At 59.6% G+C, this 26,148-nt stretch carries 24 protein-coding genes and 1 riboswitch; of the genes, 6 read left to right on the plus strand and 18 right to left on the minus strand.

Annotated elements, in window-relative coordinates; translation table 11 throughout:
- Positions 1-227 precede the first annotated feature (227 nt).
- From ACQZ6F_RS03105 to ACQZ6F_RS03130, 6 genes are all read right to left on the minus strand, one after another.
- Positions 228-866, minus strand: coding sequence for a hypothetical protein (locus ACQZ6F_RS03105; RefSeq protein ID WP_449092605.1), 639 nt, complete (start codon positions 864-866; stop codon positions 228-230).
- A gap of 494 nt (positions 867-1,360) precedes the next feature.
- Positions 1,361-2,551 carry a formaldehyde dehydrogenase, glutathione-independent gene (fdhA, locus tag ACQZ6F_RS03110; RefSeq protein ID WP_068393476.1) on the minus strand — a complete coding sequence of 397 codons (1,191 nt, stop codon included), beginning with the start codon at positions 2,549-2,551 and terminating at the stop codon, positions 1,361-1,363.
- Between the two features lie 225 nt (positions 2,552-2,776).
- Positions 2,777-2,978: riboswitch (cobalamin riboswitch) on the minus strand.
- 115 nt (positions 2,979-3,093) lie between these two features.
- Positions 3,094-4,098 (minus strand): ABC transporter ATP-binding protein, encoded by a 1,005-nt coding sequence (locus tag ACQZ6F_RS03115; RefSeq protein WP_449092606.1) that lies wholly within the window; start codon positions 4,096-4,098, stop codon positions 3,094-3,096.
- A 45-nt stretch (positions 4,099-4,143) separates the two neighbouring features.
- Positions 4,144-5,028 (minus strand): carbohydrate ABC transporter permease, encoded by an 885-nt coding sequence (locus tag ACQZ6F_RS03120; RefSeq protein WP_449092607.1) that lies wholly within the window; start codon positions 5,026-5,028, stop codon positions 4,144-4,146.
- Positions 5,029-5,040: 12 nt separating this feature from the next.
- Positions 5,041-5,928 (minus strand): carbohydrate ABC transporter permease, encoded by an 888-nt coding sequence (locus tag ACQZ6F_RS03125; RefSeq protein ID WP_136687300.1) that lies wholly within the window; start codon positions 5,926-5,928, stop codon positions 5,041-5,043.
- A gap of 91 nt (positions 5,929-6,019) precedes the next feature.
- Positions 6,020-7,285 carry an ABC transporter substrate-binding protein gene (locus ACQZ6F_RS03130; RefSeq protein WP_068393484.1) on the minus strand — a complete coding sequence of 422 codons (1,266 nt, stop codon included), beginning with the start codon at positions 7,283-7,285 and terminating at the stop codon, positions 6,020-6,022.
- A 187-nt stretch (positions 7,286-7,472) separates the two neighbouring features.
- Between ACQZ6F_RS03130 and ACQZ6F_RS03135 the strand changes: the two genes are divergently transcribed.
- From ACQZ6F_RS03135 to ACQZ6F_RS03150, 4 genes are all read left to right on the plus strand, one after another.
- Positions 7,473-8,510 (plus strand): Gfo/Idh/MocA family protein, encoded by a 1,038-nt coding sequence (locus ACQZ6F_RS03135; RefSeq protein ID WP_449092608.1) that lies wholly within the window; start codon positions 7,473-7,475, stop codon positions 8,508-8,510.
- Complete coding sequence (locus tag ACQZ6F_RS03140) at positions 8,510-9,274, plus strand: GntR family transcriptional regulator (protein ID WP_068393489.1); 765 nt, start codon at positions 8,510-8,512, stop codon at positions 9,272-9,274. Before ACQZ6F_RS03135 ends, ACQZ6F_RS03140 begins: the two co-directional genes overlap by 1 nt.
- Before the next feature lie 128 nt (positions 9,275-9,402).
- Positions 9,403-10,407 (plus strand): SIS domain-containing protein, encoded by a 1,005-nt coding sequence (locus tag ACQZ6F_RS03145; protein WP_449092609.1) that lies wholly within the window; start codon positions 9,403-9,405, stop codon positions 10,405-10,407.
- Positions 10,408-10,419: 12 nt separating this feature from the next.
- Complete coding sequence (locus tag ACQZ6F_RS03150) at positions 10,420-11,331, plus strand: N-acetylglucosamine kinase (protein WP_449092610.1); 912 nt, start codon at positions 10,420-10,422, stop codon at positions 11,329-11,331.
- A 41-nt stretch (positions 11,332-11,372) separates the two neighbouring features.
- Here the strand turns inward: ACQZ6F_RS03150 and aptA are convergent, their stop codons facing one another.
- A complete protein-coding gene (gene aptA, locus ACQZ6F_RS03155) occupies positions 11,373-12,707 on the minus strand; it encodes an omega-aminotransferase AptA (protein WP_449092611.1) in 1,335 nt (444 codons plus the stop codon).
- Positions 12,708-12,850: 143 nt separating this feature from the next.
- On the opposite strand from aptA, the gene ACQZ6F_RS03160 reads away from it, so the two are divergent.
- Positions 12,851-13,399: a cupin domain-containing protein gene (locus ACQZ6F_RS03160; RefSeq protein ID WP_449092612.1), complete on the plus strand. Its 549-nt coding sequence runs from the start codon at positions 12,851-12,853 to the stop codon at positions 13,397-13,399.
- 31 nt (positions 13,400-13,430) lie between these two features.
- Here ACQZ6F_RS03160 and ACQZ6F_RS03165 read toward each other — a convergent pair whose 3' ends face one another.
- The 5 genes from ACQZ6F_RS03165 to ACQZ6F_RS03185 form a co-directional block, all read right to left on the minus strand.
- Positions 13,431-15,287, minus strand: coding sequence for a cytochrome c biogenesis protein DipZ (locus tag ACQZ6F_RS03165; RefSeq protein ID WP_449092613.1), 1,857 nt, complete (start codon positions 15,285-15,287; stop codon positions 13,431-13,433).
- A 17-nt stretch (positions 15,288-15,304) separates the two neighbouring features.
- On the minus strand, positions 15,305-15,793 hold the full coding sequence (gene msrB / locus ACQZ6F_RS03170) for a peptide-methionine (R)-S-oxide reductase MsrB (protein WP_068394058.1): 489 nt from the start codon (positions 15,791-15,793) through the stop codon (positions 15,305-15,307).
- 153 nt (positions 15,794-15,946) lie between these two features.
- Positions 15,947-17,185: a DUF2325 domain-containing protein gene (locus ACQZ6F_RS03175; RefSeq protein ID WP_449092614.1), complete on the minus strand. Its 1,239-nt coding sequence runs from the start codon at positions 17,183-17,185 to the stop codon at positions 15,947-15,949.
- Between the two features lie 70 nt (positions 17,186-17,255).
- Positions 17,256-17,900: a pyridoxine/pyridoxamine 5'-phosphate oxidase gene (locus ACQZ6F_RS03180; protein WP_449092615.1), complete on the minus strand. Its 645-nt coding sequence runs from the start codon at positions 17,898-17,900 to the stop codon at positions 17,256-17,258.
- 8 nt (positions 17,901-17,908) lie between these two features.
- Positions 17,909-18,685: a class I SAM-dependent methyltransferase gene (locus ACQZ6F_RS03185; RefSeq protein ID WP_449092616.1), complete on the minus strand. Its 777-nt coding sequence runs from the start codon at positions 18,683-18,685 to the stop codon at positions 17,909-17,911.
- A 174-nt stretch (positions 18,686-18,859) separates the two neighbouring features.
- Here ACQZ6F_RS03185 and ACQZ6F_RS03190 point away from each other — a divergent pair, with 174 nt between their 5' ends.
- On the plus strand, positions 18,860-19,750 hold the full coding sequence (locus ACQZ6F_RS03190) for a LysR family transcriptional regulator (RefSeq protein WP_449092617.1): 891 nt from the start codon (positions 18,860-18,862) through the stop codon (positions 19,748-19,750).
- Between the two features lie 14 nt (positions 19,751-19,764).
- On the opposite strand, the gene ACQZ6F_RS03195 is transcribed toward ACQZ6F_RS03190, so the two are convergent.
- From ACQZ6F_RS03195 to ACQZ6F_RS03220, 6 genes are all read right to left on the minus strand, one after another.
- Positions 19,765-20,496, minus strand: a complete 732-nt coding sequence (locus ACQZ6F_RS03195; protein WP_449092618.1) for a molybdate ABC transporter substrate-binding protein — start codon at positions 20,494-20,496, stop codon at positions 19,765-19,767.
- Positions 20,493-21,281: an ABC transporter ATP-binding protein gene (locus ACQZ6F_RS03200; RefSeq protein WP_449092619.1), complete on the minus strand. Its 789-nt coding sequence runs from the start codon at positions 21,279-21,281 to the stop codon at positions 20,493-20,495. Before ACQZ6F_RS03200 ends, ACQZ6F_RS03195 begins: the two co-directional genes overlap by 4 nt.
- Positions 21,271-22,305 carry a FecCD family ABC transporter permease gene (locus ACQZ6F_RS03205; RefSeq protein ID WP_449092620.1) on the minus strand — a complete coding sequence of 345 codons (1,035 nt, stop codon included), beginning with the start codon at positions 22,303-22,305 and terminating at the stop codon, positions 21,271-21,273. Before ACQZ6F_RS03205 ends, ACQZ6F_RS03200 begins: the two co-directional genes overlap by 11 nt.
- Positions 22,302-23,363, minus strand: a complete 1,062-nt coding sequence (locus ACQZ6F_RS03210; RefSeq protein WP_449092621.1) for an ABC transporter substrate-binding protein — start codon at positions 23,361-23,363, stop codon at positions 22,302-22,304. Before ACQZ6F_RS03210 ends, ACQZ6F_RS03205 begins: the two co-directional genes overlap by 4 nt.
- Positions 23,364-23,580: 217 nt before the next feature.
- Positions 23,581-24,603, minus strand: coding sequence for an ABC transporter permease (locus ACQZ6F_RS03215; protein WP_068393508.1), 1,023 nt, complete (start codon positions 24,601-24,603; stop codon positions 23,581-23,583).
- On the minus strand, positions 24,587-26,122 hold the full coding sequence (locus ACQZ6F_RS03220) for a sugar ABC transporter ATP-binding protein (RefSeq protein WP_449092622.1): 1,536 nt from the start codon (positions 26,120-26,122) through the stop codon (positions 24,587-24,589). Before ACQZ6F_RS03220 ends, ACQZ6F_RS03215 begins: the two co-directional genes overlap by 17 nt.
- Between the last annotated feature and the right edge of the window lie 26 nt (positions 26,123-26,148).

The following is a 26,148-nucleotide window of genomic DNA, read 5'->3' on the forward strand; positions in this document are numbered from 1 at the left end:
AATCGCATCACGATACTGAACTGCTATGAAATGATGGTATCGAATTTTTTGTACCGTATTGATGCAAAATATCCGTTCTAAAAAGGCTTTGTTTCGATAGTTGAGAAAACCTCCACCAACTCATCCTCATGTTGAAGGCAGCATAGTGGATATGTGCAGGTGGTACGATGGTGAATTGGTTGATATCTGACAGATAAAATAAAGCCCGCTCGAAGCGGGCTTTATTCTTATTCGGCGGCGGCCTCGGTCTTCGGCTTGCGGCTTCGTTTCGGCGTTGCCACCTCCGTCGCAGCAACGGCAGCCGGTTTGGCCTTGGCGGCCTTTGGCGCCGGTTTACTTGGGGCAGACTTCGCAGCAGCCGGCTTGGCTGCAACAGCTTTTGCTGCGGCAGGCTTTGCTGCGGCAGGCTTCGCTACAGCGGCTTTGGTCGCAGCAGGTTTAGCAGCAGCCGGCTTTGCCTTTGCCTTCGAGGCCGCCGCGCTTCCTTTTGCCTTGCCCGCATTCAGCGATGCGACACGTCGCAGACGGTTTTTCTCAAGCGCCTGCTGAAAGCCGGAATCCTTCTCCGCGTGATGCGCGAGATCGTCGAGAAACTCTGACACCTGCTTGATGGATTCAACAACGATATAGTTCAACCCCGCGCCTGCATTGATAGAGTCGCGGCCGACCGTGACTCCGAAGCCGCCGGGAACACGCTGAAACCATGTGGAACGCCACTTCTTGAAGCCGGCGATGTCTCGCTCATACTCCTCAAGATATCCCTTCTGTTCTTCTACTCTTGCCCGAAAGGTATCAACTACATTCCGCGCTCCAGCCTTCGGCTTTTCAGCCTTCTTTGAAGACCATTTCTCCAGAAAGTTTGCCATTGTGTGTTTCCCTTCAAGTTGGCGTTCCGTCCAAGCGGCCGTTTGCTTCGAAAAAGCGAAACGGTACTCCTCCACGTGGATAACGTGCTATATGTATAAGATACGTATATAATGGCAATATTGTCCGCCATAATTGTCGGCTAACGGCTTTCTCGCTTAGGCAGCTTTCAGCCCTCCAGCCGCGATGACAATGGTGGCGATGTACATCCGACCGCTGATGATAGTGTCTCGTTGATCTTTTGCTCCACACTCTGCAGCGCCCTCTAAGACGCAGGAAGGCTACCGAGCAGATGCGGCGGTCCGAAACCCTCCTCTTCTACTGCATCCATACATCATGAGATCTGCAAGGTGCACCTAGATGATTTCGCATTGAAGTGGCGCGCATCTGTCAGTTCGTTGTTCGGCAAATTCATGATCGGCTGCTTGAAACGACACTGGGAACCGAGAGGTTTTCTCGGTTCCCAGCATCATGCTTGTTGGTTGTCACTATACGCTCAGGCAGCCTTCAGCAGATCGCCATGCGGATCGAGGACGAATTTCGTCGCAGCGCCCTGATCGAAGCTCTCATAGCCTTGGGCGGCATCATCGAGCGAGATGATCTTGGCATTGACGATATCGGCAATCGGCAACCGATCATGCAGGATCGCCTGCATGAGCTGCCGATTGTACTTGATAACAGGTGTCTGGCCCGTGTGGAACGACTGTGCCTTCGCCCAACCCAGACCGAAGCGCAGCGACAGGCTGCCCTGCTTGGCCGCAGCCTCGGCAGCGCCGGGATCTTCCGTGACGTAAAGTCCGGGAATGCCGATCGAGCCGGCCGCGCGCGTGATCTCCATCATCTGATTGAGCACGATCGCCGGCTGTTCGCCGCCCGCATGACCGCGCGCCTCGAAACCAACGGCGTCGATGGCACTGTCCACCTCGTTGACGCCGACGACTTGCGCGATCATGTCGCCAAGACGATCACTCTTGGAGAGATCAATGGGCTCGAAGCCGACATTGGCCGCATGTGCAAGCCGATCCTTGTTGAAGTCGCCGATCATGACGACAGCAGCACCCAGGATGCGGGCGGAAGCAGCGGCAGCGAGACCAACCGGACCGGCACCCGCGACATAGACCGTGGAGCCTACGCCGACGCCGGCGCGAACCGCGCCGTGAAAGCCGGTCGGCAGGATGTCGGACAACATCGTGAGATCGCGGATCTTGGCGAGGGCCTGATCGCGATCGGGGAATTTCAGCAGGTTGAAATCTGCATAAGGCACCGTGACGTAGCGCGCCTGACCGCCGATCCAGCCGCCCATATCGACGTAGCCATAGGCACCGCCGGCGCGCGCCGGATTCACCGTCAGGCAAACCCCGGTATCCTGCGATTTGCAGCAACGGCAACGGCCGCATGCCACGTTGAACGGCACAGAGACGATATCGCCGATCTCGAGCATCTCGACATCGATGCCCTTTTCGATGACCTGGCCGGTGATTTCATGCCCGAGTATCAGGCCCGGCATGGCCGTGGTGCGTCCGCGCACCATGTGTTGGTCCGATCCGCAGATATTCGTGGAGATCACCTTCAGGATCACGCCATGCTCGATGCGGCGGCCATCCGGCGCCTCCAGTTTCGGGTCGTCGATATCGCGAACCTCGACTTTGCCGGGCCGCATATAGACCACGCCTCTGTTCCCAGTCATGCCATCTCCTCCTTGGTTTAACGCTTGATCATCATTGCCCACAATTCCTCATGGGCATGTTCGGATCGGCCCGCTCCTCAACGGGCTGAACAGCAGCAAATCGGTCACGGCGACCGCATCGGCGGCGCCCTGTCCGGCACGTCCATGACTGATGCGATATGGCGAGACGTGAACGGAGTGATCTTGCGGCCCCTCCCTTCGCCTCCCGATCACCCTCCGCGATCAATCGAGTCTGTCGTCAAGGCTGGTTTCCGGGCTTCGGACCTATCCTTCTGGATGGCCTCGACACCTTCCCGGTCAATAGACCAGTGGCATTGGTCGAGACTTTCGGTCCGCTACCGTTGCGGGGGCAGCACCGGCCTATGACCGGTTTCCCAATTATCCATCCGGACTCTATCCGGATGGCACCTTGAACATGTCCAGAAGATCACGCCCGGTGATGTGGCGCGCACAGGAAAACGACATCAGCGCCCTGTAGGACGACATGAAGCGTTTTCGTCTCGCATTGCCGCCCCAGCCGGATTTTGGCTCAGAGCTGACTCTCAGGAGAGCGGATGTCCGCCGGCGTCGAAGAGATGGTACCGATCGCCCTTCGGCGAAAAGGAAAGGCGCGCGCCGGCTCGGTAGTCGGATTTGCCTTCCTGGCGGATGATGACCGGCTTCAAGCCACCCATATCGATATAGATGTAGGAGTCGGAACCGAGGTTTTCCGAGTGCATGACCGTGCCCGACCATACCCCGCCTGACTGCTCTATGGTCAGATGCTCCGGGCGGACGCCAACGGTCTCGGCCTTGTAAGCCTTGGCATCCTCGCCCGTCATGAAATTCATCTCGGGCGAGCCGATGAACTTGGCGACGAAGAGGTTCTGCGGGTTTTCGTAAAGCTCCAGCGGCGAACCGACCTGCTGCACGATACCGTCTCGCAGCACGACGATCTTGTCCGCCATGGTCATGGCCTCGACCTGATCGTGGGTCACATAGATCATGGCCGTGTCGGAAAGGTTCTTGTTGAGCTGGGCGATTTCGATGCGCATCTGCACGCGCAGCGAAGCATCGAGATTGGACAGCGGTTCGTCAAACAGGAAGACCTTCGGATTGCGAACGATCGCACGGCCGATGGCGACGCGCTGGCGCTGGCCGCCCGACAAGGCCTTGGGCAGCCGCTTCAGATAGGGCACGAGCTGCAGCTTTTCCGCGGCCGCCATAACCATCCGGTCGATCTGGTCCTTCGGCAGCTTCTGCAGCTGCAGCGAATAGGCCATGTTGTCGTAGACCGTCTTGTGCGGATAGAGCGCATAGGATTGGAACACCATCGCAATACCGCGTTGCGACGGGCCGATATCGTTGACCACACGGCCACCGATCTCGAGCGTTCCGTCGGAAATCTGCTCCAGACCGGAAATGCAGCGCAACAAGGTCGACTTGCCACAGCCGGAGGGCCCGACGAAAGCGACGAACTCGCCCGATTTGATATCGAGATTGATGTTCTTCAGGACTTCGACCGCGCCATAGCGCTTGTAGAGATTGCTGATTTTGACATCGGCCATGGGGTACTCCACTTCAAAATTTTATGAGGATGACGATGCGGGATGCTACTTGCCGACACCCTGGCTCAGGCCCTTGATGAACTGCCGCGAGAAGATCACGTAGAGCAGGATCAAAGGCACCGCGCCGAGCGTCAGCGCCGCAAGCAGCGCCGGATAGTCGCTCAGAAATTGCCCAACGAACTGCTGGACGCCGAGGGTAACAGTCTGGTTGCTCTTGCTGGGCGCCAGCACGAGCGGAAACCACAGGTCGTTCCAGACAGGCAGCATCGTCAGCGTCGCCACTGCGGCAAGCCCCGGCTTGACGACAGGGAGTGCGATCAGAAAGGTGCGGAATTCGCCTGCGCCATCGATACGCGCCGCCTCCTTCAACTCGGTGGGAACCGTGCGGAAATAGGCAACCATCAAGGTGACCGCGATCGGGATGCTCATCGCGGTATAAACGAGGATCAGCGCGGTCAACGTGTCGATCAGGTTCCACGAGATCATGATCTCAAGGATCGGCACGGTGCCAAGGCGTATCGGCAACATGATGCCGACGATGAAAAGGCCGGCAAGTATAGGCGCGAGCCGCACCTTGTATTCGACGAGGCCGTAAGCAGCGAGTGTCGCAGTTACGATCGTGAGTACGATCGTAACCACCGTAACGATCAGGCTGTTCTGATAGTTGAGAAGGAAGTTGCCGCGCGTGAAGACACGCAGATAGCCATCGATGGCGAAGGTCTTGGTCGTCGGCAGATCGAACGGACCGCCGAAGATCGCCGGCGTCGTCTTGAACGAATTCATGATGACGAGAAGGATCGGGCCGATGGCCAGCAGGACAAAGAAGATCAGCAGCGCATGCACAACGATGCGGTCAGCGGTCCATGCCCGCCCATCTTTGCTTTTGCGTGCGGTGTGCACGGCCTTGTCGTCGGATAATGTCATGGTCATGCCTGATCCTCCTCAGATCTGGTGGGGCTTCAGGCGGCGCTGGACGAGCCAAAAATAGATCGCAGTCACGACGAGGATGATCAGGAAGATCACCGTCGCAACCGTTGCACCGAGGTCGATATCGGCGACCTGCCCACTCGACCCGAAGAAGGTGCGATAGAACAGAGTGCCGAGAATATCAGTGCTGTAGTTCGGCCCGGGTGCTGCGCCGTTGAGTGCGAAGACGAGGTCGAAACCGTTGAAGGTCCAGATATAGGTCAGGATGACGATCAGCCCGAATTGCGGTGCGATCAACGGAAACTTGATGCCCCAGAAAATGCGCCAGTTGCTGGCGCCATCGATGCGGGCGGCCTCGACGATATCCTCGGGCACCGCAAGCAAGGCGCTGTAGAGAAAGATCATCGGAATGCCGACATATTGCCAGACCGACATCAGCGAGATCGTCGGCAGCGCTGTCAGCTCATTGCCGAGCAATGGAAAATGCACGAGACCCCAGAGCGGATTGATGATCAACCGCCAGATAAAGCCGACAATGACGACGGAGAGTGTGGCGGGAATGAAGAGCAGCGTGCGATAGACACCTTCGGAACGGCGCAGCAGACCCGAGGTCAATAGTGCGGCCATCAACAGGCCGATCGGCACCTCAACGATCAGGTGGATCGCGAAATATTCGATATTGTTCAGCAGCGCATTCCAGAAGCGAGCACTCGTGACGGGATGCGTGAACAGATAATAGTAATTCTGCAGTCCGACAAAGATACGCCCCGTGGAGCTTTTGGTATCGAAGAAGCTCATCAGGATGGAAAGAGCCAGCGGCAACACGGCAAAGGCGACATAGATCGTCAGAGCCGGCAAAACGAACAGCACCAAGCTGATGCGCGCGGTTGTTGGGCGTATCACTCGGAAGGCCTCCCATTCCTGTATGAACGTCGTAGATGCGAAAAGGGCCCGCATGTCTTCCCGCGAGGGGCGACACGCAGGCCCAAGAGATTTACTTCTGTGGCTTGTACCAGGAATCGAGGCCCTTCTGCAGCTCGGCGGTGGCGGTATCGGGCGTCAGCTTGTCGCTGGTCATCATGACCTGCAGCACGCGCCAGATCTCGTCGTCAAGCGGCGGATTGCCGGCACTCAGGCGATCGAGAGCGAGACGCGGCGTAAGCTCGGCACCCTTCTTCAGATCGGCGAATTTCTGCGCCAACTCGTTCTTGTAGGTGACCGGCTTCGAGCCCATGGCGAAGAAGCCAGGCGCCTCGTTGACATAGAGCTCCTGAAACGCGGGGCTGGCAAGCCAGGTCAGGAATACCTTGGCGGCATCCTTATGCTTGCCGGCGGCATTGAGGCCGATTGCCATATCGGGCATTTCCTGCAGATAGCGCTTGCCACCGGCCGTCGCCGTTGGCGGACCGAAGACGCCGACATTGAGGCCGGTTGCCGTCACCTGATTGATATTCCAGGAACCGTCGGGCAGGATCGCGGCGCGGCCGATCGTGAACAGCTGCGTCATGTCGGCATATTGCAGGCTGGCCTGACCATCGGGCATGAACGGCCGCCAAGAGGCGAAGGCCTTGAAGGCGGCGACAAAATCCGGATCGGTCAGTTTTTTCGTGCCGTTGATCAGACCCTGGCGGCCCTCCTCGCCCTTCCAATAGGAAGGACCGATATTGTAGAGGCCGTTATAGGCAAGCTGCCAGCTCTCGGCGGAGCCATAGGCGAGCGGCGTATATTTGCCGTTGTCCTTGATCTTCTGAAGGACTGCGGTGAATTCATCCGCCGTCTTTGGCGGCTCAATGCCCAACTCCTTGAAGATGTCGACATTGTAGTAGAAGCCGGCGAGTACGGCGGCAATCGGCAGGCAGAAGGGCTCGCCCTTGGCATCTGCCCAGGCAGCCTTCGATGTATCGCTGAAATCCTTGATCGGAGCGAAATCCTTCAACGGCTCGAAATAGCCGCGACGGATCCATTCGCGGTTCACGTCGAATGGCCGGCAGGTCATCAGATCCGGACCAGCGCCGGCGTCGATCTGCGACTGGATGGCGGCATTGTATTCATTGGTATTGATCGGAGCGAACTCGACCTTGATCTCCGGATGCTCCTTTTCGAAGGCCGGGAGCAGCTTGTCCTGCCAGACGGCAATGTCTTCCGTGCGCCAGCTTCCCAATTTGATCGTCACGGGATCCGCGGCAAGCGCGCTGCCGGCCATAAGTGCCAGGCCCAGCGACGCGACGGCGCCCTTGATGCATGCATGCTTCGAACGCATCTGAAATGCTCCCCTCTTTTTGTGCTTGGATTGCGCAACGCCGATTGGCACTCGCAATGAACGATAAAAAGATACATCTCAATACAATATGTGACAAGAAGTTTTTTCTCTTCCCATTTTTGTCTTATGTGGTATTCATTTGTCGCATGTGATGGTTGGCGATATTGGTATCCAGGGGGAAGTTTTTATGATTGGCGTAGGGATCTTGGGGTCGGGCTTCATCAGCGATTGCTATGCGGATGCGCTTCTTGACGTCCGCAATGGCCAGCTGGTGGCCTGCTATTCGCGCAATGGCGAGCGCGCCGCCGAGCTTGCCAGGAAATGGGGACCCGGCGTTACGGCTTATCAGGATATGGATACGCTCTGCGCCGATCCGGCCGTACAGCTTGTGGTGATCGCGCTGCCGAACGAAGTGCATCTCGAAGCCGTCAGGATCGTCGCCCGTCACGGCAAGGCCGTGGTCTGCACCAAGCCGCTGGCGCGCACCGAAAAGGAAGCCGCCGAAATGCTGAAGGTGGTGATCGACGCCGGCATCTGGCATGGCTACGCCGAAAGCTCGGTTTTCTCGCCCAATATCGCCAAAGCCTATCAGATGGTGCAGGCAGGCGGCATTGGCGATCTGCTGACCATGCGGGCGCGCGAGGCACATTCGGGACCGCATGCCCCGCATTTCTGGGACGCCGAGACGGCAGGCGGCGGCGCCCTGCTCGACATGGGCTGCCACACGGTCGAATCGGCGCGGCATTTCTTCGGCAAGGACAATCCGGTCGTCGAGGTCATGGCCTGGGGCGCAACGCTTGCCCATTCCGACAAGACGACCGGAGAGGATACGGCAATCGCTCTGTTGAAATTCGCAGGCGGCCAGCTTGCGACAATCGAATCCTCCTGGATCGAAAAAGGCGGCATGCAATTGCGCCATGAACTTGTGGGATCGGCCGGCCGCATCGTCACCGACAGTTCCGTCGGCCCGGTCTGGGGTTTCATTGAGAAGCCGGTCGGATATCTTGTGGAAAAGGCGAATGCCGATACCGGCTGGGTCTATCCCGTTCCCGAGGAAACGCGTGCTTATGGATTCTCGCAACAGATGCGCCACTTTGTTGATTGCTTTGCCGCTGGAACTCAGCCAGTGGAAACCTTCGAGGACGGCGTCGTGGTCAACCGCATCCTGGATGCCTGCTACCGTTCGATGCGGACGAAAATGTGGGAAAAGGTGACGATAAGCTGATGGTCAGGATGGACGGCGCAGTCGCCCCACTTCAATCGGACTCCCCCGAACCGCTCTGGCAGCAGGCTGCCAAGGCGATTACCCGAGAGATCACAGCCGGTAAACTTTCACCGGGCAGCCGCCTGCCGCCGGAACGCGATCTGATCGACAGACTGGCGATCAGCCGCGTAACACTGCGGCGCGCCTTGCAAAGCCTGGTCAGCAGCGGTGTGCTGGTGTCCTCCCATGGCCGCGGCTGGTATGTGGCGACCGAGGCCCATCAGGAATTCCCACAGACGCTGGAGTCCTTCAGCGAGACCGCAGCCCGGCTCGGCCTCAAGTCATCGTCGGAAGTCCTGAGGGCCGAGGAAGCCTCGGCCACGCTCGATCAGGCGGAGGAGCTTTCGATCGCCCCGGGCTCAAGGCTGTTTCACCTCGTGCGTATCCGTAAGCTCGACGGCGTACCCGTTGCTGTCGACAGTTCCTATTTCCCAGCCCTGAGCGAATTGAACCTTTCGTCAGCGGATTTCGGCTCGGCCTCACTCTTTCGCCTGATGAGCGATGCCGGCATCGAACTCAGCCGGGCAGAATCGACCATCGAGGCGCAGGAAGCGGATCTGGTGACCGCCAAACATCTGGGGATCGAGGCCGGAATGCCGATCCTCACCATGTACCAGCTCATCGAGGATAGCGCGGGCAAGCCGCTGATATCCTCGACCATACGTTATGCCGGCGATCGGTATCGCCTTCGGACCTCCTTCAGCCGCGTCAAAACGGGCGGATAGGCTGAGGGAAGGAAGAATCAAAACCATGGCAGGGTGAAGCCTGCCTTCGCAACAATCGACGACGGATTGCCGCTGACGCCCTGCGCCCGTGGAAGGCCTCGTTTTGTCTATAAGCAAGGAGAGACCAGTTGCCCAAAGGATATATCCCGCTCGCAGAAGCCCGCGCCGCACAGGCCGATGCTCTGGCCAAAGCCATCGCTGCGATTTCGGCAGATATTGAGCTTTTGCAAGGTCGTGGCGTCCTCGAAGGCGCAGGCCCCATATTTCTCGGCATCGGCGCAAGCTTTGCCGCCAGTGCCGCTGCCGTATGGACGTTGAGGAGCCGCGCCATTCACAGCTGGCGTCTCAATGCTGGCGAGCACCCGCTTCCCTTCCCTGCCACCTCCCATCCTCTGATCGGCGTTTCGCAGAGCGGCAAGAGCTCGGAAACGCTGGCAACACTGAATACGGTCGAAGAGCACTTGCGCTTCTCCGTCGTCAACGCCAAAGATTCGCCGATCGAGGAAACCTCCGCCGTCAGCATATCTCTGGGCAATATCCCGGACAGCTATGCCTCCACCATCGGTTATACCGCGACGATCGCTGCTCTCGGCATGATCGCCGAAGCCTGGGATGGCGGCTCGATCGATCTCAGCTGGCCGGCGGTTTCCGATGCTCTTCGCGCTGCGGAGAAAAACCTCGCCGGCCGGATAGCTGCCTTGATCGCTCCGCTGCAAACAGCCCAATATGTCGATTGCGTCGGAGCCGCGCCGTCCGTGGGGTCAGCAGAGGTCGGCTCTCTGTTGCTGCGCGAGATCGCGCGCATCCCATCGACAGGCATGGCCACACGCCAATATCTACATGGCGCGATGGAATCGGCCGGCCAGGGCGTGCACATCATCTTCGGCGAGGAGCGCGAACTGCAGCTTGCCCAGAAGCTCGCCCGCGCCGGTCACGGCGTCATTTTCGTAAGCCCGCTCGATATCGATGAGGAAAACCATCTGGCACATATCGCCATCCCCTCCCTCACGCCGGCGCAGCGTCCTATTATCGAGGCATTGGTCATGCAGACCATTGCGGTCGAAACCGCGATCGCACGAGGGCTCGATCCCGATGCTTTCGTGTTCGAAAACAACGATACCAAAGTCGCCTGAGGGGGCTCGGACATGACGGATTGCCTGCTTGCGCTCGATATCGGCGGCACCAAGACCCATCTGGTCATCGAGGATATCCACGGCGCTCGTCTCCTCGACACCGTCCTGCACAGCCGCGAATGGGATGCCGAACCGGCCGACCTTGCCGCTGAATGGATCGCGGAGCGTATCACGCCGCATATCCCGGCAGGCGGGCGCGTCGCCGCCATGGCCTTCGGCGCCCAGGGCATCAATCGCGCCGAGACGGCAGAGGACCTGCAGAAAGCGCTTGCCGCCCATGGTCTGCACGCAAGCATCGTCAACGACGCCTCCCTGATCGCGTTGGCCGCCGGCTTTCCCGACGGCATCGGCATCATCGCCGGCACCGGCGCCATCGGCGTCGGAAAAAATGCCTCCGGTGCGCATCTCGCAACCGGCGGCTGGGGGCCGGTGATCGGTGACGAAGGTGGGGCCGCCGCCTTGGTGCGCGAGGCCACCCGCGCCGCCCTACGCGCCCTCGACGAGGGCAAGCCCGATGACGGTCTGCTTGGCGCACTGATCCGCGATTTTGGAGTTGCCGATGCCGAGCGGCTGACACGCAAGGTCAATGACGAGCCGACTTCGGACAATTGGGCGCCGCATTGCCCGGCCATCTTTGCCGCCGCCGCCGCTGGTTCGGTGCTGGCCGCCCGCGTCATCGATGAAGGCGCGCAATATCTGGCAGCGTTGGTTGATCAACTACTGGCGCGAGGTGCTGTTGGAACAGATGTCGTTGTCGCCGGCAGCGTCATCGTCAATCAACCGCCGCTCTTCGAAGCCTTCAAGCATCACGTATCCGCGCGGCATAACCATCTGCGGATCCACAAGCTGACGACCCCGCCTGTCGAGGGTGCAGTGTTCCTCGCACGTCGGACGTTTGAGGAGGCAGCCTACTCAAATCACTGAATAACCTGGCCGGCCCAAACAGGCCGGCCAGATCGCAAGTATCAATCGGCACGTTTCAGGGCGTCGCCGAGCTTGGACACGATCGTTTCGATCTCGGCCCGTTCGATAATGAGGGGCGGCGACAGCGCGATGATATCGCCGGTTACTCGGACCAACAGCCCCTTGTTGAAGCAATCGACGAAGACGTCATAGGCGCGCGTGCCAGGCGCACCATCACGCGAAGCAAGCTCGATCGCGCCGACGAGGCCGAGATTGCGGATATCCACAACATGCGGCAGGCCCTTCAAGGAATGCAGAGCGTTCTGCCAGTCGTCCGCCAGTTCGCCGGCGCGGGTCAGCAGACCCTCTTCCTCATAGATTTCCATCGTCGCGAGACCCGCGGCGCAGGCGACCGGATGGCCCGAATAGGTGTAGCCATGGAACAGTTCGATCTGGTTTTCCGGGCCGTTCATTAAGCCATCATAGACCTTGCGGCTGGAGAAGACCGCACCCATCGGGATGGTACCGTTGGTGATGCCCTTGGCGGTCGTGACGAGATCGGGGATGACGCCGAAATACTCGGTCGCGAACGGCGTGCCGAGACGACCGAAGCCGGTGATCACCTCATCGAAGATCAGCAGGATGCCGTGTTTATCGGCGATCGCCCGCAGCCGATCGAGATAGCCCTTCGGCGGCAGAATAACGCCAGCGGAACCGGACATTGGCTCAACGATGACGGCTGCGATCGTTTCGGCGCCATGCAACGCAACCAGCCGCTCCAGATCTTCCGCAAGCTCGATGCCATGAGCCGGCAGCCCCTTGCTGAAGGCATTGCGTTCGACATCGAGCGTGTGGCGCATGTGATCGGCGGGGATCTGCGGGAAAACGCGGCGATTGTTGACAAGGCCGCCGACAGAAATGCCGCCAAAGCCGACGCCATGATAGCCCTTTTCACGACCGATGATACGGGTACGGGTGCCCTGCCCGATGGCGCGCTGATAGGCGATGGCAATCTTCAGCGCGGTGTCGACGGATTCGGAACCAGACCCGGTAAAGAATACACGATCGAGCCCTGCCTCAGGGCCGCCCGGTGCGTGCGCGGCAAGCTTTGCAGCGAAATCGAAGGCGATCGGGTGCCCCATCTGGAAGGTCGGGGCGAAATCCATCGTCGCCAGCTGGCGCTCGACCGCCTGGGCGATCTTTTTGCGACCGTGGCCAGCATTCACGCACCAGAGACCAGCCGTGCCATCCAGCACCTTGTTGCCGTCGACATCGGTGTAATACATGCCGTCGGCCGCAGCCAGCAGTCGCGGCGCCGCCTTGAACTGGCGATTGGCCGTAAACGGCATCCAGAAATTGTCGAGAACCGGGGTATTGGGGTGGGTGATCTTGTCCATGGTTGCCTCCATTACGCTGCCATTGACATCAGTGATTTTCGCTTGTCGAACAAGTCCTTTTCTATGTGAATTTAACGTATTGATATTATTGGATTTCGATGTAAAGTTTTCGATATTTCGAACACCTGAAACCCGAGGCCATGATGTCCGTCGATATTGGCAATCGCCTGCGTCATCTGCGCTTGGCGCACAATCTTTCCCAGCGTGAGCTTGCCAAGCGCGCGGGGGTGACCAATTCGACGATTTCGTTGATCGAGTCCAACTCCTCCAACCCTTCGGTCGGCGCGCTGAAACGCATTCTCGACGGCATCCCGATCGGCCTTGCCGAGTTCTTTGCCTTCGAACCTGAGGCGCCGAAGAAAGCCTTCTACGCCGCCGAGGAACTAGTGGAGATCGGCAAGGGTCCTATTTCCTATCGCCAGATCGGCGAGAACCTCTTCGGCCGCAGCCTGCAGATCCTGAAGGAGTGCTACCAGCCGGGTGCCGATACGGGCAAAGTGCCGCTGGTGCATGAGGGCGAAGAAGGCGGCATCGTTCTATCAGGCCGCCTCGAAGTGACCGTCGATGATGAGCGGCGCATCCTCGGGCCGGGCGACGCCTATTATTTCGAAAGCCGCCGGCCGCATCGGTTTCGCTGCGTTGGGCCGGTGCCATGTGAGGTCATCAGCGCCTGCACGCCGCCCAGCTTCTGATGAGCGGCGTGCGAGACGCTGACGATCGCCGTCAGCCGAAGGTAAAGGCGAAGGCCTGAGCGCCGGGATCGAGGAACTTGATCTCGAACGTATGATCCGCGACCGCACCGTTTGTGCGGACGAGCTGGTAAAGCCTCTGTCCCGTCACCACACCATTGCCATTCGCATCCGTGTCGACGCCGTGATTATCCCCGGGCGGCTTGCCGTCGATGGTAATCTGGAAGCGGATGGGCTTTCCATCGGCCGCCGGTCCAAGCACCAGATGCAGGTCGCGGGCGTGGAAATGATAATACAGGCTGGTATCCGCGCCGTTTGAAGTTGCCTGCTGTCCACCAACTGTCCAGTTGCCGGCAAGACCCCACTCGTTGAGCTTCGGCGTTGCCGCAACATAATCATGGGCGGCGTCATTCACCGTGCCAGCATCGTCCACGAAATTCTGCGACCGCAGATAGCCGACATAGGTTTCCGGCGATTGGACATCGGCGTCGCTTGAGGCAGCGGCCTCCGCACCCGTCGCCTTTACAGCGACAATATCGCTGGAAACATTGGTCTTTCCGGCCTCGGCAAGCAGCTGTTGGATTACCCGCTCGGACTGATCGTAATCGCCTTCGCCGAAGTGGTGGTGGCGCACCTGGCCTTTGGCGTCGATAAAGTAATGGGCCGGCCAGTACTCATTGTCGAAGGCACGCCAGATCGCATAATTGTTGTCGATGGCGACAGGATAGGTGATGCCGATATCCGCAATGGCCTTCTTGACGTTGTCGACATTTTTCTCGAAGGCGAATTCCGGTGCGTGTACGCCGATGACGACGAGGCCCTGATCCTTATATTTCTGCGCCCAGGCTTCGACGTAAGGGATAGCACGCAGGCAATTGATGCAGGAGTAGGTCCAGAAGTCGACCAGAACGACCTTACCCTTCAACCCGGCTGCGGTCAGCGGCTCCGAGTTGAGCCATTGCACGGCGCCATCGAGCGAGGGAGCCGCACGTTCGACAGGCAATTGCTCCGCCGCAGGCTTCGCCGTCATCGCCATCGCCATGGAGCCTCCTGCCCCGGCTGCTGCATCGGGCTTGGCGCTCATCATCATGGTATTGGTGGCGCTCATCATCGCGCCGCCATCGTTCTTCATGACTACGGACGAAGGCTTGTCTTGATTCAACGGATGGAAGCGATCGACCAGGCCCTGCTCCAGCGAAGCGGTGCTGGCGAGTGAAGCCTGCGTCAACAGACCCGTATCAAGTCCCAAAGCAATCGCAACGACGGCGAGCAGCACGGCGACACCAACGCCACGGCGCAGCCACTCACCAACGCCGAGCGAGCGCTTCATGACCTGATAGACGCGGCCGCCGATGATGAGCGCAAGCGCAAGCGAGGTAGCAGCACCCAGCGCATAAGCCAGCAGCAACAATGTCGTGCCGACGCTTGCTCCCTGCAAGGCGGCACCCGTCAGGATAAGGCCGAGCACCGGACCCGCACACGGCGCCCATAGCAGCCCTGTGGCAACACCGAGCAGCAGCGAGGCTGCGATCGCCGAGCCACCGCTGCGGCTCGAACGATCCGCCGACTGCGACAGGCGTGCGCCGAGAGATACCAGCGGCCGTGTCAGATAATCTGAAAGCGATGGAAACAGGAGGATGACACCAAAGATCGCCAGCAATACCAGCGCCGCATAACGCCCATATTCATTGGCTTCGACCGCCCAGCCACCGCCGAGCGCAGCCAGTGTCGCGACGGCGGCGAAGGTCGCCGCCATGCCGATCAGCATCGGCAGCGTGCTACGCAGAAAGGGCTGGCCGGCCCGCGCAAACACGAACGGTAGGACCGGCAGGATGCAGGGGCTGACAATGGTCAGAACGCCGCCGAGATAGGCTAGGATAAACAGGATCATTGGTCAGTCTCTGATCTTCAGGCCGAAGCCGGATGGAATTTCATGGCAACACCATTCATGCAGTAGCGCAGGCCGGTCGGTTTCGGCCCGTCGTCAAAGACATGGCCGAGATGGCTACCGCAACGACTGCAATGCACCTCGGTGCGCACCATGCCGAAGGACGTGTCGCGCGACGATTCCAGAGCGCCATCGATCGGCGCCCAGAAGCTCGGCCAACCCGTGCCGCTTTCGAATTTCGTGTTTGACGAGAACGCGTCCTGCTCGCAGCCAAGACAGGCAAAATTGCCCTTCCTATGCTCGTTCAGCAGTTCGCTGGTGTACGGAAGTTCGGTCCCCTCCTCCCTAAGCACGGCATATTGGTCTGATGTCAGCATCTTGTGCCACTCCGCATCGCTATGGGTAACAGCGAAACTCGTGGCAGCCTTGGCTGCCGTGCCGCCAATACCCAATCGCCAACCAACGGCACCAAGCGCAACGGTTAGAAGTAACAATCGTCTGTTCAGCATCGCACTCTTCTCCCTGGGCGGATAGGCCGCCAACGCGCAGAACGTCCAGCCGCTGTTCTTCGGCACCGCATACGTCCTGTCGCTATGAACTACGAGATACAACGCTATCTTGTTACACACATGCCAGTGAAAACACCGAAACGTGATCAGCCGCTATTCCGCCACAGCCAGCGGCTGTGCAATCGCGGCTGCAAAACTGGCCAGACTTGCGGATCGCAGCGGCAGATAAGGCTTCTCATTTTCGCGGCAAAGGCGCTTGACCATGTCGGCGGCCGAATGGCTGATGCAGTCGACCGGGAAAATCGCCCATGAGACCCGACCGACCATCGCCGGCAGCAGCGAGAGATTGTCCTCAACGCCGCCATCGTGAAGCACAAGATCGATGTTCCGGCTCTCGGCCAGCTTTCGCAACCGGTCGAACAGGTTGGGACGACCACCGACATAAAGAAGCGCTTGAGGCTCGTTCGAATGGATAGCGCCGGATGCATCGGGCATGGTCACGACAGATTCGAGCAGATCCAGTTCACGCCGCAGCGCTTTGTTCTCCTCTGCGAGCGCGACCGCACGCCTGTCAGCCTCGGCAAGCTTTGCTTCCAGTGCCGTAAGACGGTCATCATATTCATCTGCGCGCTGATCGGCAGCCTGCAGCCGTTGCAGCAATCTTGCCTCCTGCCGCTGATCTGCGCCCATCGGTGCGGGCTCGCCGGTCACCGCCTGTTTCCTCAACAGGCTTACTTCCAGCTCATCGACGCGCTTCTGCAAAAGCGCATGATCCGTGGCTGCCGTCTGAAGCCGAGTCTCCTGGCGAGCGATCTTTTCATCCCTGGCTTCGATATCCAGCTGCAATTTGCGAAGGCGCGCCAGATCGAGCCGACTGGAGCTGCCGACCAGATGCGAGAGCATATGCACCTCGCCAAAGACCTCATTGACAAGCGCGCGTTCGCTCGCGGGATGGCTCAGGACCGCCCAATATGCCCCCGATATGTCGCCTTCATCGACGGCCTTGTTCCATTGCGCCTTGATTTCGGACGGACTCGAAAGCCTCGAAAACTGCTTAAGGATGCGCTCATGGCGGCGATCAAGCGCCTTGTTCAGCAACTTGCCGCTGATATCGCGCTGGCCGGCGGCCCTGACACCGCGGCTGTGCAGCGCATGGTCGGTCGCGACCTTGGCATCGATATCTCCGACCTTGGCAAGGACTTGCCGCAGCTCTGAGGCCGTCAGACAGGTCCCAACGATCGAGCAATGGAACATCGGTGCCAGATCCCAGGTCTTCAGTCGCTGGCTCTTTGCCGCCACAGCCTGATCCGGTGCCGGTTGCTGTTCCAATCGCTTGGCAGCATTCGGAAGTGCGAGCGGAAGCGGCTGTTTATGGTTGAGCAGAACTGACATATCCGCACTAGCGTTATATTTCACTGAATATCACGCTAGTGCGTCTTCCCCTATCAGGCAAGCCCGCTTGTCAGGGCCAGAGCTGCTCCTTGATCCAACCAGCCTTTTCGCGCTTATAGCGCAAACGATGATGGCGGCGTTCGCTGTCGCCCTGCCAGAACTCGACGTCATGCGGCATGACGATGAAGAGCGCCCAGCTCGGTGAAACAAGGTCGGGCTCTTCCTGCAATCGGCGAGACTGGAGGAAGAGCGCATCGTCCAATTCCTGTCGGGATCCCATGACCTCGCTCTGCCTGCCGACCATGGCGACGGCTTTGGCGCCTGGCGCACGGGCGCGAAAATCGGTATCGCGCTCATGGACCTCGGCTTGCAGAGCCATCCCGCGCAGACGAACCTGCCGCCCAAGCACCGGCCAATAAAAGGTCAAGGCCACTGTGGGGTTCTGGGCGATCTGCCGCCCCTTTGGCCCGTTGCCCGTCGTTGCGAAATGCCAACCGCGATGATCGAGGTTCTTCAGAATGAGAACACGCGCATCCGGCACGCCATTTTCATCGACGGTGGAAAGCACCATCGCATGCGGTTCCCGGATGCCGGCCGCGATGGCGTCCCGAAGCCAATCGGAGAACAGCTCGCGCGGCTCGTCAGGGGTAAGATCGACATCGAAGGCGGGAAACGGTCCCGCCAATGATGTCAGCAAGCGCAATTCATCCTTCATCGCGCACCTCATGGTCTTCCTATGATGAGCCGCAGCGATCCTTCGAAGAAGGGCTGCGTACGAAGCTCGCCATAGCGGCGGTCCCAGCTTCCATCCGCCAGATCGCGGCCTAGCTCCGCAACGAAACGCTCGCCGACCGATGGATCGACAAAACTCCAGGCCGAATTGGCCAGCCGCGCGCCGGGGTCGAGCATCCGTTCGGGCCGACCGTAATAGGCCTCGCCAAAACCATCGACGCAATTCAATGGGATCGGCACAGCCTTGACCTCGGCATTGCCGCCCAGCCCCTTAACGATCGCCGCTATCGACGGATAGCGGCGTGCTTCGACGGTGATCATCTCAGGTGCATAGGCATGCAGCCAGGAGCGTTCGAGCAGATCGGGGTCGCAGCTAAGAATGAGCACAGGTCCGAGAGTAACTCGGCGCATTTCGCTGAGCCCGCGCTCCAGATTCGACCATTGATGAACCGTAAAGGTCGCCATGGCGGCGTCAAATGCCTGATCAAGGAATGGCAGGCTTTCCGCTGTGCCATCGATCGCCACAGGCAGATGAGCCGGTCGCTGCGCCCGCATCGAAGCCGACGGCTCGACGGCTGTGACCTTGCGATCGACCGGTTCATAGGAGCCAGCACCCGCACCGACGTTCAAGACCGTCGCCGCATCGCCGAGCGCCTGGCGGATGAATTCTGCGATATGAGGATCGGGCTGGCGGTAGCGGGTGTAGCCCGTTCCGATCACACCATAATTCGCGTCGCCGGCGCTGCCATCCTGATGTCTGCTGTTCATTCCATGTCTCCGTTGCTCATTGTGGGCAAGGCTTCGCCATGCATGAAAATGCTTGTGGCATCATCACGTCATTGTTCTGCAATCGCATTGTCCGTTCGTTTCGACCGCAAGAAACACGCTATCTTGGCGAAAGAAAATCGATATGATCGAACAGTCAATGTTCGGAAAATGCACATGGCCAGACGTATTCCCTCTTTGAATGCCCTGCGCGCCTTCGAGGCAGCCGGCCGGCTTGGCCGCATGACCCTTGCGGCCGAGGAATTGAATGTAACGCACAGCGCGGTGAGCCGGCAGATACAACATCTGGAGGAGGTGCTTGGCATTCCGCTGTTCGAAGGACCGAAGAACAGGTTGCGGCTCACGGAAGGCGGCGCGACCCTGCTTTCGGGGCTGACGACGGCATTCGACCAGATGGACATGTCGGTGCGCTCAGTGGCCGATACCGAAGATGGTCAGCTTGACGTATCCTGCCCCGGCACCTTCACGATGCGCTGGCTTATCCCGCGCCTTTATCGCTTTCAGGCGCAATACCCGAATATAGAAGTGCGCCTCTCCGCCTCGTCAAAGCCTGTCGACTTCAGTCGCGACGGTTTCGATGTCGCGATCCGCGTCGGCACTGCGCCGTGGCCAGATGGCGCCGATGTGATTTCGCTGTTTCCCGAGCAGACAGGGGCAGTGCTTTCGCCAGCGCTGCTTGCTGAATCCACGCCGGAGTTCGACGGTCTGCCGCAACTCCACACCCGCACGCGGTTGCGCGCATGGGGAGACTGGCTTGCCCGCTCCGGCAGAGCGGTCGCCACCGGTCCGCGTGTCGAATACGAGCATTTCTATTTCATGCTCGAAGCCGCCAGCGCCGGGCTTGGCGTCTGCGTGGCGCCCTGGCCCTATGTCAGCGACGATATTCGCTTCGGCCGTCTAACGGCGCCCTATGGCTTTCTCGAAAGCGGCCACGAGTATGTGGCGCTGCGCCGTGCCCGCCGTAACAGGAAATCGGTTCTCTTCTGCGAGTGGCTGCATAGCGAGGCCGAGGCCTACGCAGGTGCCAGTACCCCTCCAATCGGCTGATCTTTGAGGAAAGATTAGCCGATTGGAGAAAAACCCGCCTCGCTCAGAATTCTCTGCCCATCGGCCGACAGCAGAAAATCCTGCAGAAGCCTCGTTTCGACATCTGCGCCCCGGCGAACAACGACGCCATATTCGATACGCGGTTGAAACGCGTCGGGGATATCGACGACAGCGAAAGCCGGATCGGCCGCCAGCAGGCGTGCGTTCGAAGAGTAGCTCATCATCAGATCCACCTCACCGTCGGTGATCAGATAGCCAGCACCCTTGCCCGGCGGCGTCGGTGGAGAGTTGCGGCCGCCGACCAATAGACGTGCCCGGGATTTTATCGCCTCGCCTCTCGCAGGGTGGCGCGCTTCGATAAGATCAAACACCTCGAAAGCATAGTCGCCACCGGGATCGTCGCCGGGCGTCGATGTGCCGATCTTCACAGCGGGGTCGGACAGAACGGTAAGAAAGTTTTCCGTGTTGAGGCCAAGATCGGCGCGAGCAAGCACGCAAAGCCGATTTCGGGCAAAACATACGGCATCCTCCGCAAGGCCCATGGCAGCAAGGCGCCGCGGATGCGCCATGTTGGCGGAAATGAAGAGATCGAAGTGTGTACCTGTCTCAATGCTCTCCCGCAGCAACCCTGCCGGCCCGAGGGTGAGCGACATTGCGATGCCGGTTTCGTAAGCAAAAGCGGTGATGATCGGCGGGAAAGCATGCCGCATGCTGCCGGCGGACAGAACCTCAACTGCATTACTCACGAACGATTTCCCTTCCTATCCCTTTGCCGGAACAACGGCACGAAAGCGGTCTCCATGAGTTCACCAGTACCAAGCGTCGCCGACCGGACCGGGATACCATAAAGCGCTTCGAGATTGGCCTCGGTCATCACATCGTCGGTCGCACCGAACACTGCCTTGGCCTGGTCGAGCATCAGCAGCACCGTGTCGGCCACAGCCACGGCATGGTTCGGCTGATGCGTGGTGAAGGCAATCGCCAATCCCTGGCTATCGGCCAGCGTTCCGAGCAATGAAAGCACCACATCCTGGTTCTTGAGGTCAAGCGCTGAGGCCGGCTCATCGAGCAGCAGCACGTCATTCTCGCCGGCCAGCGCCCGGGCAATCAGCACGAGCTGACGCTCGCCGCCGGAAAGAGCATCGATGTTGCGTTGAGCATAGTCGGTCATGCCGGTGGCAGCGAGCGCATCCATCGCCTTCTCGACATCAATCTTGCGCGGCGTTTGAAATAGGCCAATGTGGCGGGCACGACCCATCAGCACAACGTCGAGTACCGAATAGGGAAACGAGCCGGAAAATTCCTGTGGCACAAAGCCGGTGCGTTCGTTCAACTGGATTGCACCTGAGGTCGGCTTCTGCAAACCCGCCAACACGCGCAGCAACGTCGATTTGCCTCGACCATTCGGCCCGAGGATCGCAACGATCTCGCCGGCGCAGAGATCAAAGTCGAGATCGCGGAACTGCCAGCGCTCGCCGTCATAGGACTGGCTGGCCTTCGTCATATGCAGCTTGACCGGATCAGAAGCCACGCGCGCCTCTCTGGGTCTGTTTCAGCACAAGCGCGAAGACGGGCGTGCCGATCAATGCCGTGAGGATTCCGAGCGGGATTTCGGTGCCGGTGACGGTGCGCGCGACCGTATCGATGATCAGCAGGTAGAGCGCGCCGATCAGCAACGAGGCCGGCATCATCACGCGGTGATCGGGGCCAACGAGCATGCGCGCCATATGCGGCACCACGAGGCCGACCCATCCGATGATGCCGCTGACGGCAACCTGCGCCGCGACGATGCAGGAGACCAATATTAGGATCAGCCAGCGCAGTGGCTCGACATTGACGCCGAGCGCGCGGGCGTCCTCGTCACCGATCGACAGGAGATTGATGCGCCAGCGCAGGCCCAGCAATAAGAGGCTGCAGATCACGACCGGCCCGATCACCAGCGAGAATTTCTCCCAGTTGGCCGTCGCAAAGCTGCCAAGCAGCCAGAAGACCATGGCGGGCAGCTTATCCTCGGTGTCGGCAAGATATTGGACAAGGCTGACGAGTGCCCCGAAGAAACCGCTGACCACGACACCGGCAAGCACCAGCGCCAGGATGTTGCGGCGCGCAACGATGCCGTTCAGCGCATAGACGATAATGAGAGCAGAGAGCCCGAACGCAAAGGCCGAGGCCAGCAGGCCATAGCGCGAAAAGCTCAGAAGAATGGCAAGCGTGCCGCCGAAAGCGGCCCCGGAGGAAACACCCACCACCTGCGGCCCGACCAGTGGATTGCGAAACACGCCTTGCAGTGTCGCCCCCGACAGCGCGAGACCCGCTCCGGTCAGGAGAGCCAGCAGGATGCGCGGCATTCGCACCGTGAAGACGACATTGGCCTCCGTCGGCGTGACCGGCACCGCCGGTGCGGAAATCAGCGCCCAGAGAATCTGCACGACCCGCACAAACGGAATGTCATAACGACCGATGCCGAGGGAAACGACTGCAGCCAGCACCACGAGGATCGCCAATACGGCAATGATCACCCGCGGTGCCCGCCGCTGAAGGGCATCCGCGCTCATTGCGCCGCGCGATAATCGGTGCGGTAGAATTCCTTGTAATAGGCGTCGGCTTCCTTCTGCATGTCGATGTCCTTGAAGCGCTCGGGATAGAGCTCTTTCGCCATCCACAGTTCGCCGAGCGCCATGGCCTCCGGCATCGGATAACCCCAGGCCTTGGCATATTCCGGCATCAGGTAAATGCGGCCGTTCTTGACGGCATCGATGGTCTGCCAGGATGCAGCCTTCTTGATATCATCCACGACAGCGGGATAGCGCTCCTGAACGAAGATGACGGCGGGATCCCACTTCAGCACGTCCTCCATTGTCACCTGTTTGAAGCCGGTAATCGAACTGGCAACATTGCGGGCGCCGGCGCGCTCCATCATCAGCCCGGTATATTTGCCACGGCCATAGGTGGTGAGGTCAGGATTGGCCATATAGACGGGCACGCGCTTTTCCTGAGGAATATCGGCAAGGCGATCGGCAACCAGTTTGCGGGTCTTCTTGGTGACCGCAATCATCTCCTCGCCCTTGTCCTTGCGGCCGAGAACGTCGGCGATCAGCCGCACGCCGGTCGCAAAGCCGGCATCGATCGCGGCTGGCTCGTCCTTGACGGAGGGATTGAGTTTCGTCGCCTCTTCCGGCGGCACGTCCAGAAGCGAGATCGCGACGACGGCAAGGCCTGAATCCTCGATCTGCTTGACCATATCAGCCGGCGCATAATTGGTGACGAAGACGACGTCCGGCTTCAGCTTCAACAGCTCTTCGATATTCACCTTGGTCAGCCCGCCCGGCATCGGCAGATTGGGCAGTTGCGGCGCTAGCCGAACATAGTTGGCGCCGAGCTGCTTCTTCCACTCGTCGAGAACGCCGACCACCTTGTCCATCGCATCAAGCTGAACGGCGATATTGAGCGTCTGGTGCTGCAGGATCACGACGCGGTTCACGGCATCTGGAATATGCACCTGTCGCCCGATCTGATCAGTGACGACACGGTCGGCCCAGGCGGGCGCGGAAAACAGCAAGCTGGCGAAAAGAATAGCAATTTTCGCAATGAAGGACAGATGGCGGCGGCGCATGGAATTCTCCTGAAACGGTGCCAATCGCTACCATTATATTTTCACGGATACAACGGTCCGGCCGCGCGGAACACACTCTCGCGCCGCGGCCACGTTGCGAGCGAAGCCTTGGAAATATTTCGACTTTCTGAAATATTGCGACAGGCCCTTCCCGGAATGACGAAGGCGCGAGGTGGACCCCGCGCCTTGTTGGTAGCCGCCCAAATCCCGCAGCAAATTACCGTGTTTCCAGTATCCGCATCAACCGGCCTCGATAACTGTCGAGAATGACCGCCAGCACGATGACGGCGCCGATGACGATCGGCTTGATGTTATCGTCGGCGCCCAACAACTGCAGGCCCGTGGACAGCACCTGCAGAATGCACGCGCCTACCAACGTTCCGATGATCGAGCCCTTGCCGCCCGAAAGGCTGGTGCCGCCGATGATGACCGCCGCGATGGCATTCAGCTCATAGCCGATACCGGCGACCGGGCTACCGACATTGAGGCGCAGCAGATAGACCATGGCGGCAATGCCCGCCGTCAGCCCGGAGATCGTGAAGACTGCAATTTTGATCTTTTTCGGCTCATGACCCGAGAGCCGGACCGCTTCCTCATTGGTGCCGACCGCGAAGACGAAGCGGCCAAACACCGTGTAGCGCAGCACGAACCAGCCGATGAGGACAACGACCATCGCAATCAGAAAGATCGATGGGAGTATGTCCCAGAAGATCAGGTTGCCAAAGTCGACGAAAGGCTGCGGCAGGCCGGTGATGGTGGAGTTATCGCTGACGACGCGCGCCAGGCCGCTTGCGACATTCAGCATACCGAGCGTGACGATGAAGGACGGCAGCTTCCACTTCTCGCACACCCATCCGTTGACCGCACCGAGAACGGCACCCGTACCCATAGAGGCGAGCGACGCCAGTACGATCGCCTGCCATGGCGTGAATCGCGGATCAACCATGATCGTCGCGCCGATGACGGTGCAAAGGGCCAGCAGCGAGCCGACCGAAAGATCGATGCCGCCAACGAGAATGACGAAGGTCATGCCCGAGGCAAGCACGGTGTTGATGGCGATCTGCACGAAGATCTTCAGAAAGTTCTCCGGCGTCGCGAAATATGGCGCGGTCGCCGAGAAGAAGATCAGGATCAGAACAAGCGCGATGGCAACGCCCGCTTCTTTCATCGAAATCCGGATGAGCTTGTCCCAGACGCTGCTCTCTTTCGCCTCGGTCTTTTGTTCAATGCTGCCGGACACGACTGTACTCCTTATAGGCGAGTGAGAGGATCCTGCTCTCTTCGAATTGGTCCCGGGCTATTTCTCCGGCGATCTTGCCATCCGAGAAAACGATGATGCGATGGCAAATGCTGATGAGTTCGGGAAGGTCGGAGGAAACGACCAGAACACCCTTTCCTTCGGCGGCAAACTTCCACAGAAGATCGTAGATCTCGGCCTTCGCCCCCACGTCGATCCCGCGGGTCGGCTCATCGAAGATCAGCACCTTCGGGCCGCGGAACAGCCATTTGGCGATGACCACCTTCTGCTGATTGCCGCCGGAAAATGTCCGGACCACCTGATGGACGGACGGTGTCTTTATATGCAGTTCCCGCACGAGGCGTTGCGACTGCTCGTCCTCGGTCTTTCGGCTCATCAAGCCCTTGCGGGAGACCTTGCCGAGATCGGTAATGGTGGTGTTTTCGGCGCAGCTCATGTCAAGCATCAAGCCCTGCGTCTTGCGGTCTTCGGTTGCCAGACACAGCCCCGCCGCAACGGCATCCTTCGGTGAATTGATGTCGACCGGCTCGCCGTCTATGCGAATTTCGCCGGCGGCCTTCACATCCGCGCCGAATATGGCGCGAACCGCCTCCGTTCGACCGCTGCCCACGAGGCCAGCAATACCGACGATTTCGCCCTTCGCGACGGAAAATGAGAGTTCCGGGCTGCTTCGCGTCACCTTCAAGCCAGAAACACCGAGCGCCTCGCCCGAGACGGTGCTGTCGCCACGAAAAGCATTGTGATCGGAGAGAGCCCGCCCGACCATCAGCTCAACGATTTGCGGAATACCCAATCCTGCCAGCGGCCGCGTGATCACATGCTGACCATCACGCAGGATGGTGACGTCGTCGCCGACCTCGAAGATCTCCTCAAGCCTATGGGAGATGTAAAGCGTCGTGACGCCCCGCGCCTTCAAACGCTTGAGAATTTCAAACAGGCGATCAACCTCTTTGGAGGTGAGCGTCGCCGTCGGTTCGTCGAGAACCAATAGCTTGCTTTCGTAGCAGAGCGCCTTGGCGATCTCGAGCAGCTGCAGCTGCGCGACGCTCAAGCGGCTCGCCAAGGTCGTCGGCGCCACGTCGAGGCCGACCTCGGCCAGGAGTTCCGCCGCCCTGGCGTTCATCTGCTTGTAGTTTACCAGGCCATATCGGCGCGGCAGATGCTCAAACAGGAGATTTTCGGCAACGCTGAGATTGGAAAGAGGATGCAATTCCTGATGGATGACGCGGATGCCGGCCTTGAACGCCTCCAAGGGAGACGCCGGATCATAGCGCGCGCCGTCGAACAGGATTTGACCATCATCAGGCTTGAAGACGCCGCCGAGCAGGTTGATGAGGGTGGACTTGCCCGCACCGTTTTCACCCAGAAGAACATGCCCCTTGCCGCGACCAATGTTTATCGAGACATCCCTGAGCGCAACAACACCCGGGAAGCGCTTGCCGATCCCTTCCAGCTTCAGGATGTAGTCATCTGCCGCCTCTGACACGTCCACCTCATGCATGGTCTATTGAAATAGAAAATGGCCAT

This window comes from Rhizobium sp. A22-96 (assembly GCF_053521805.1).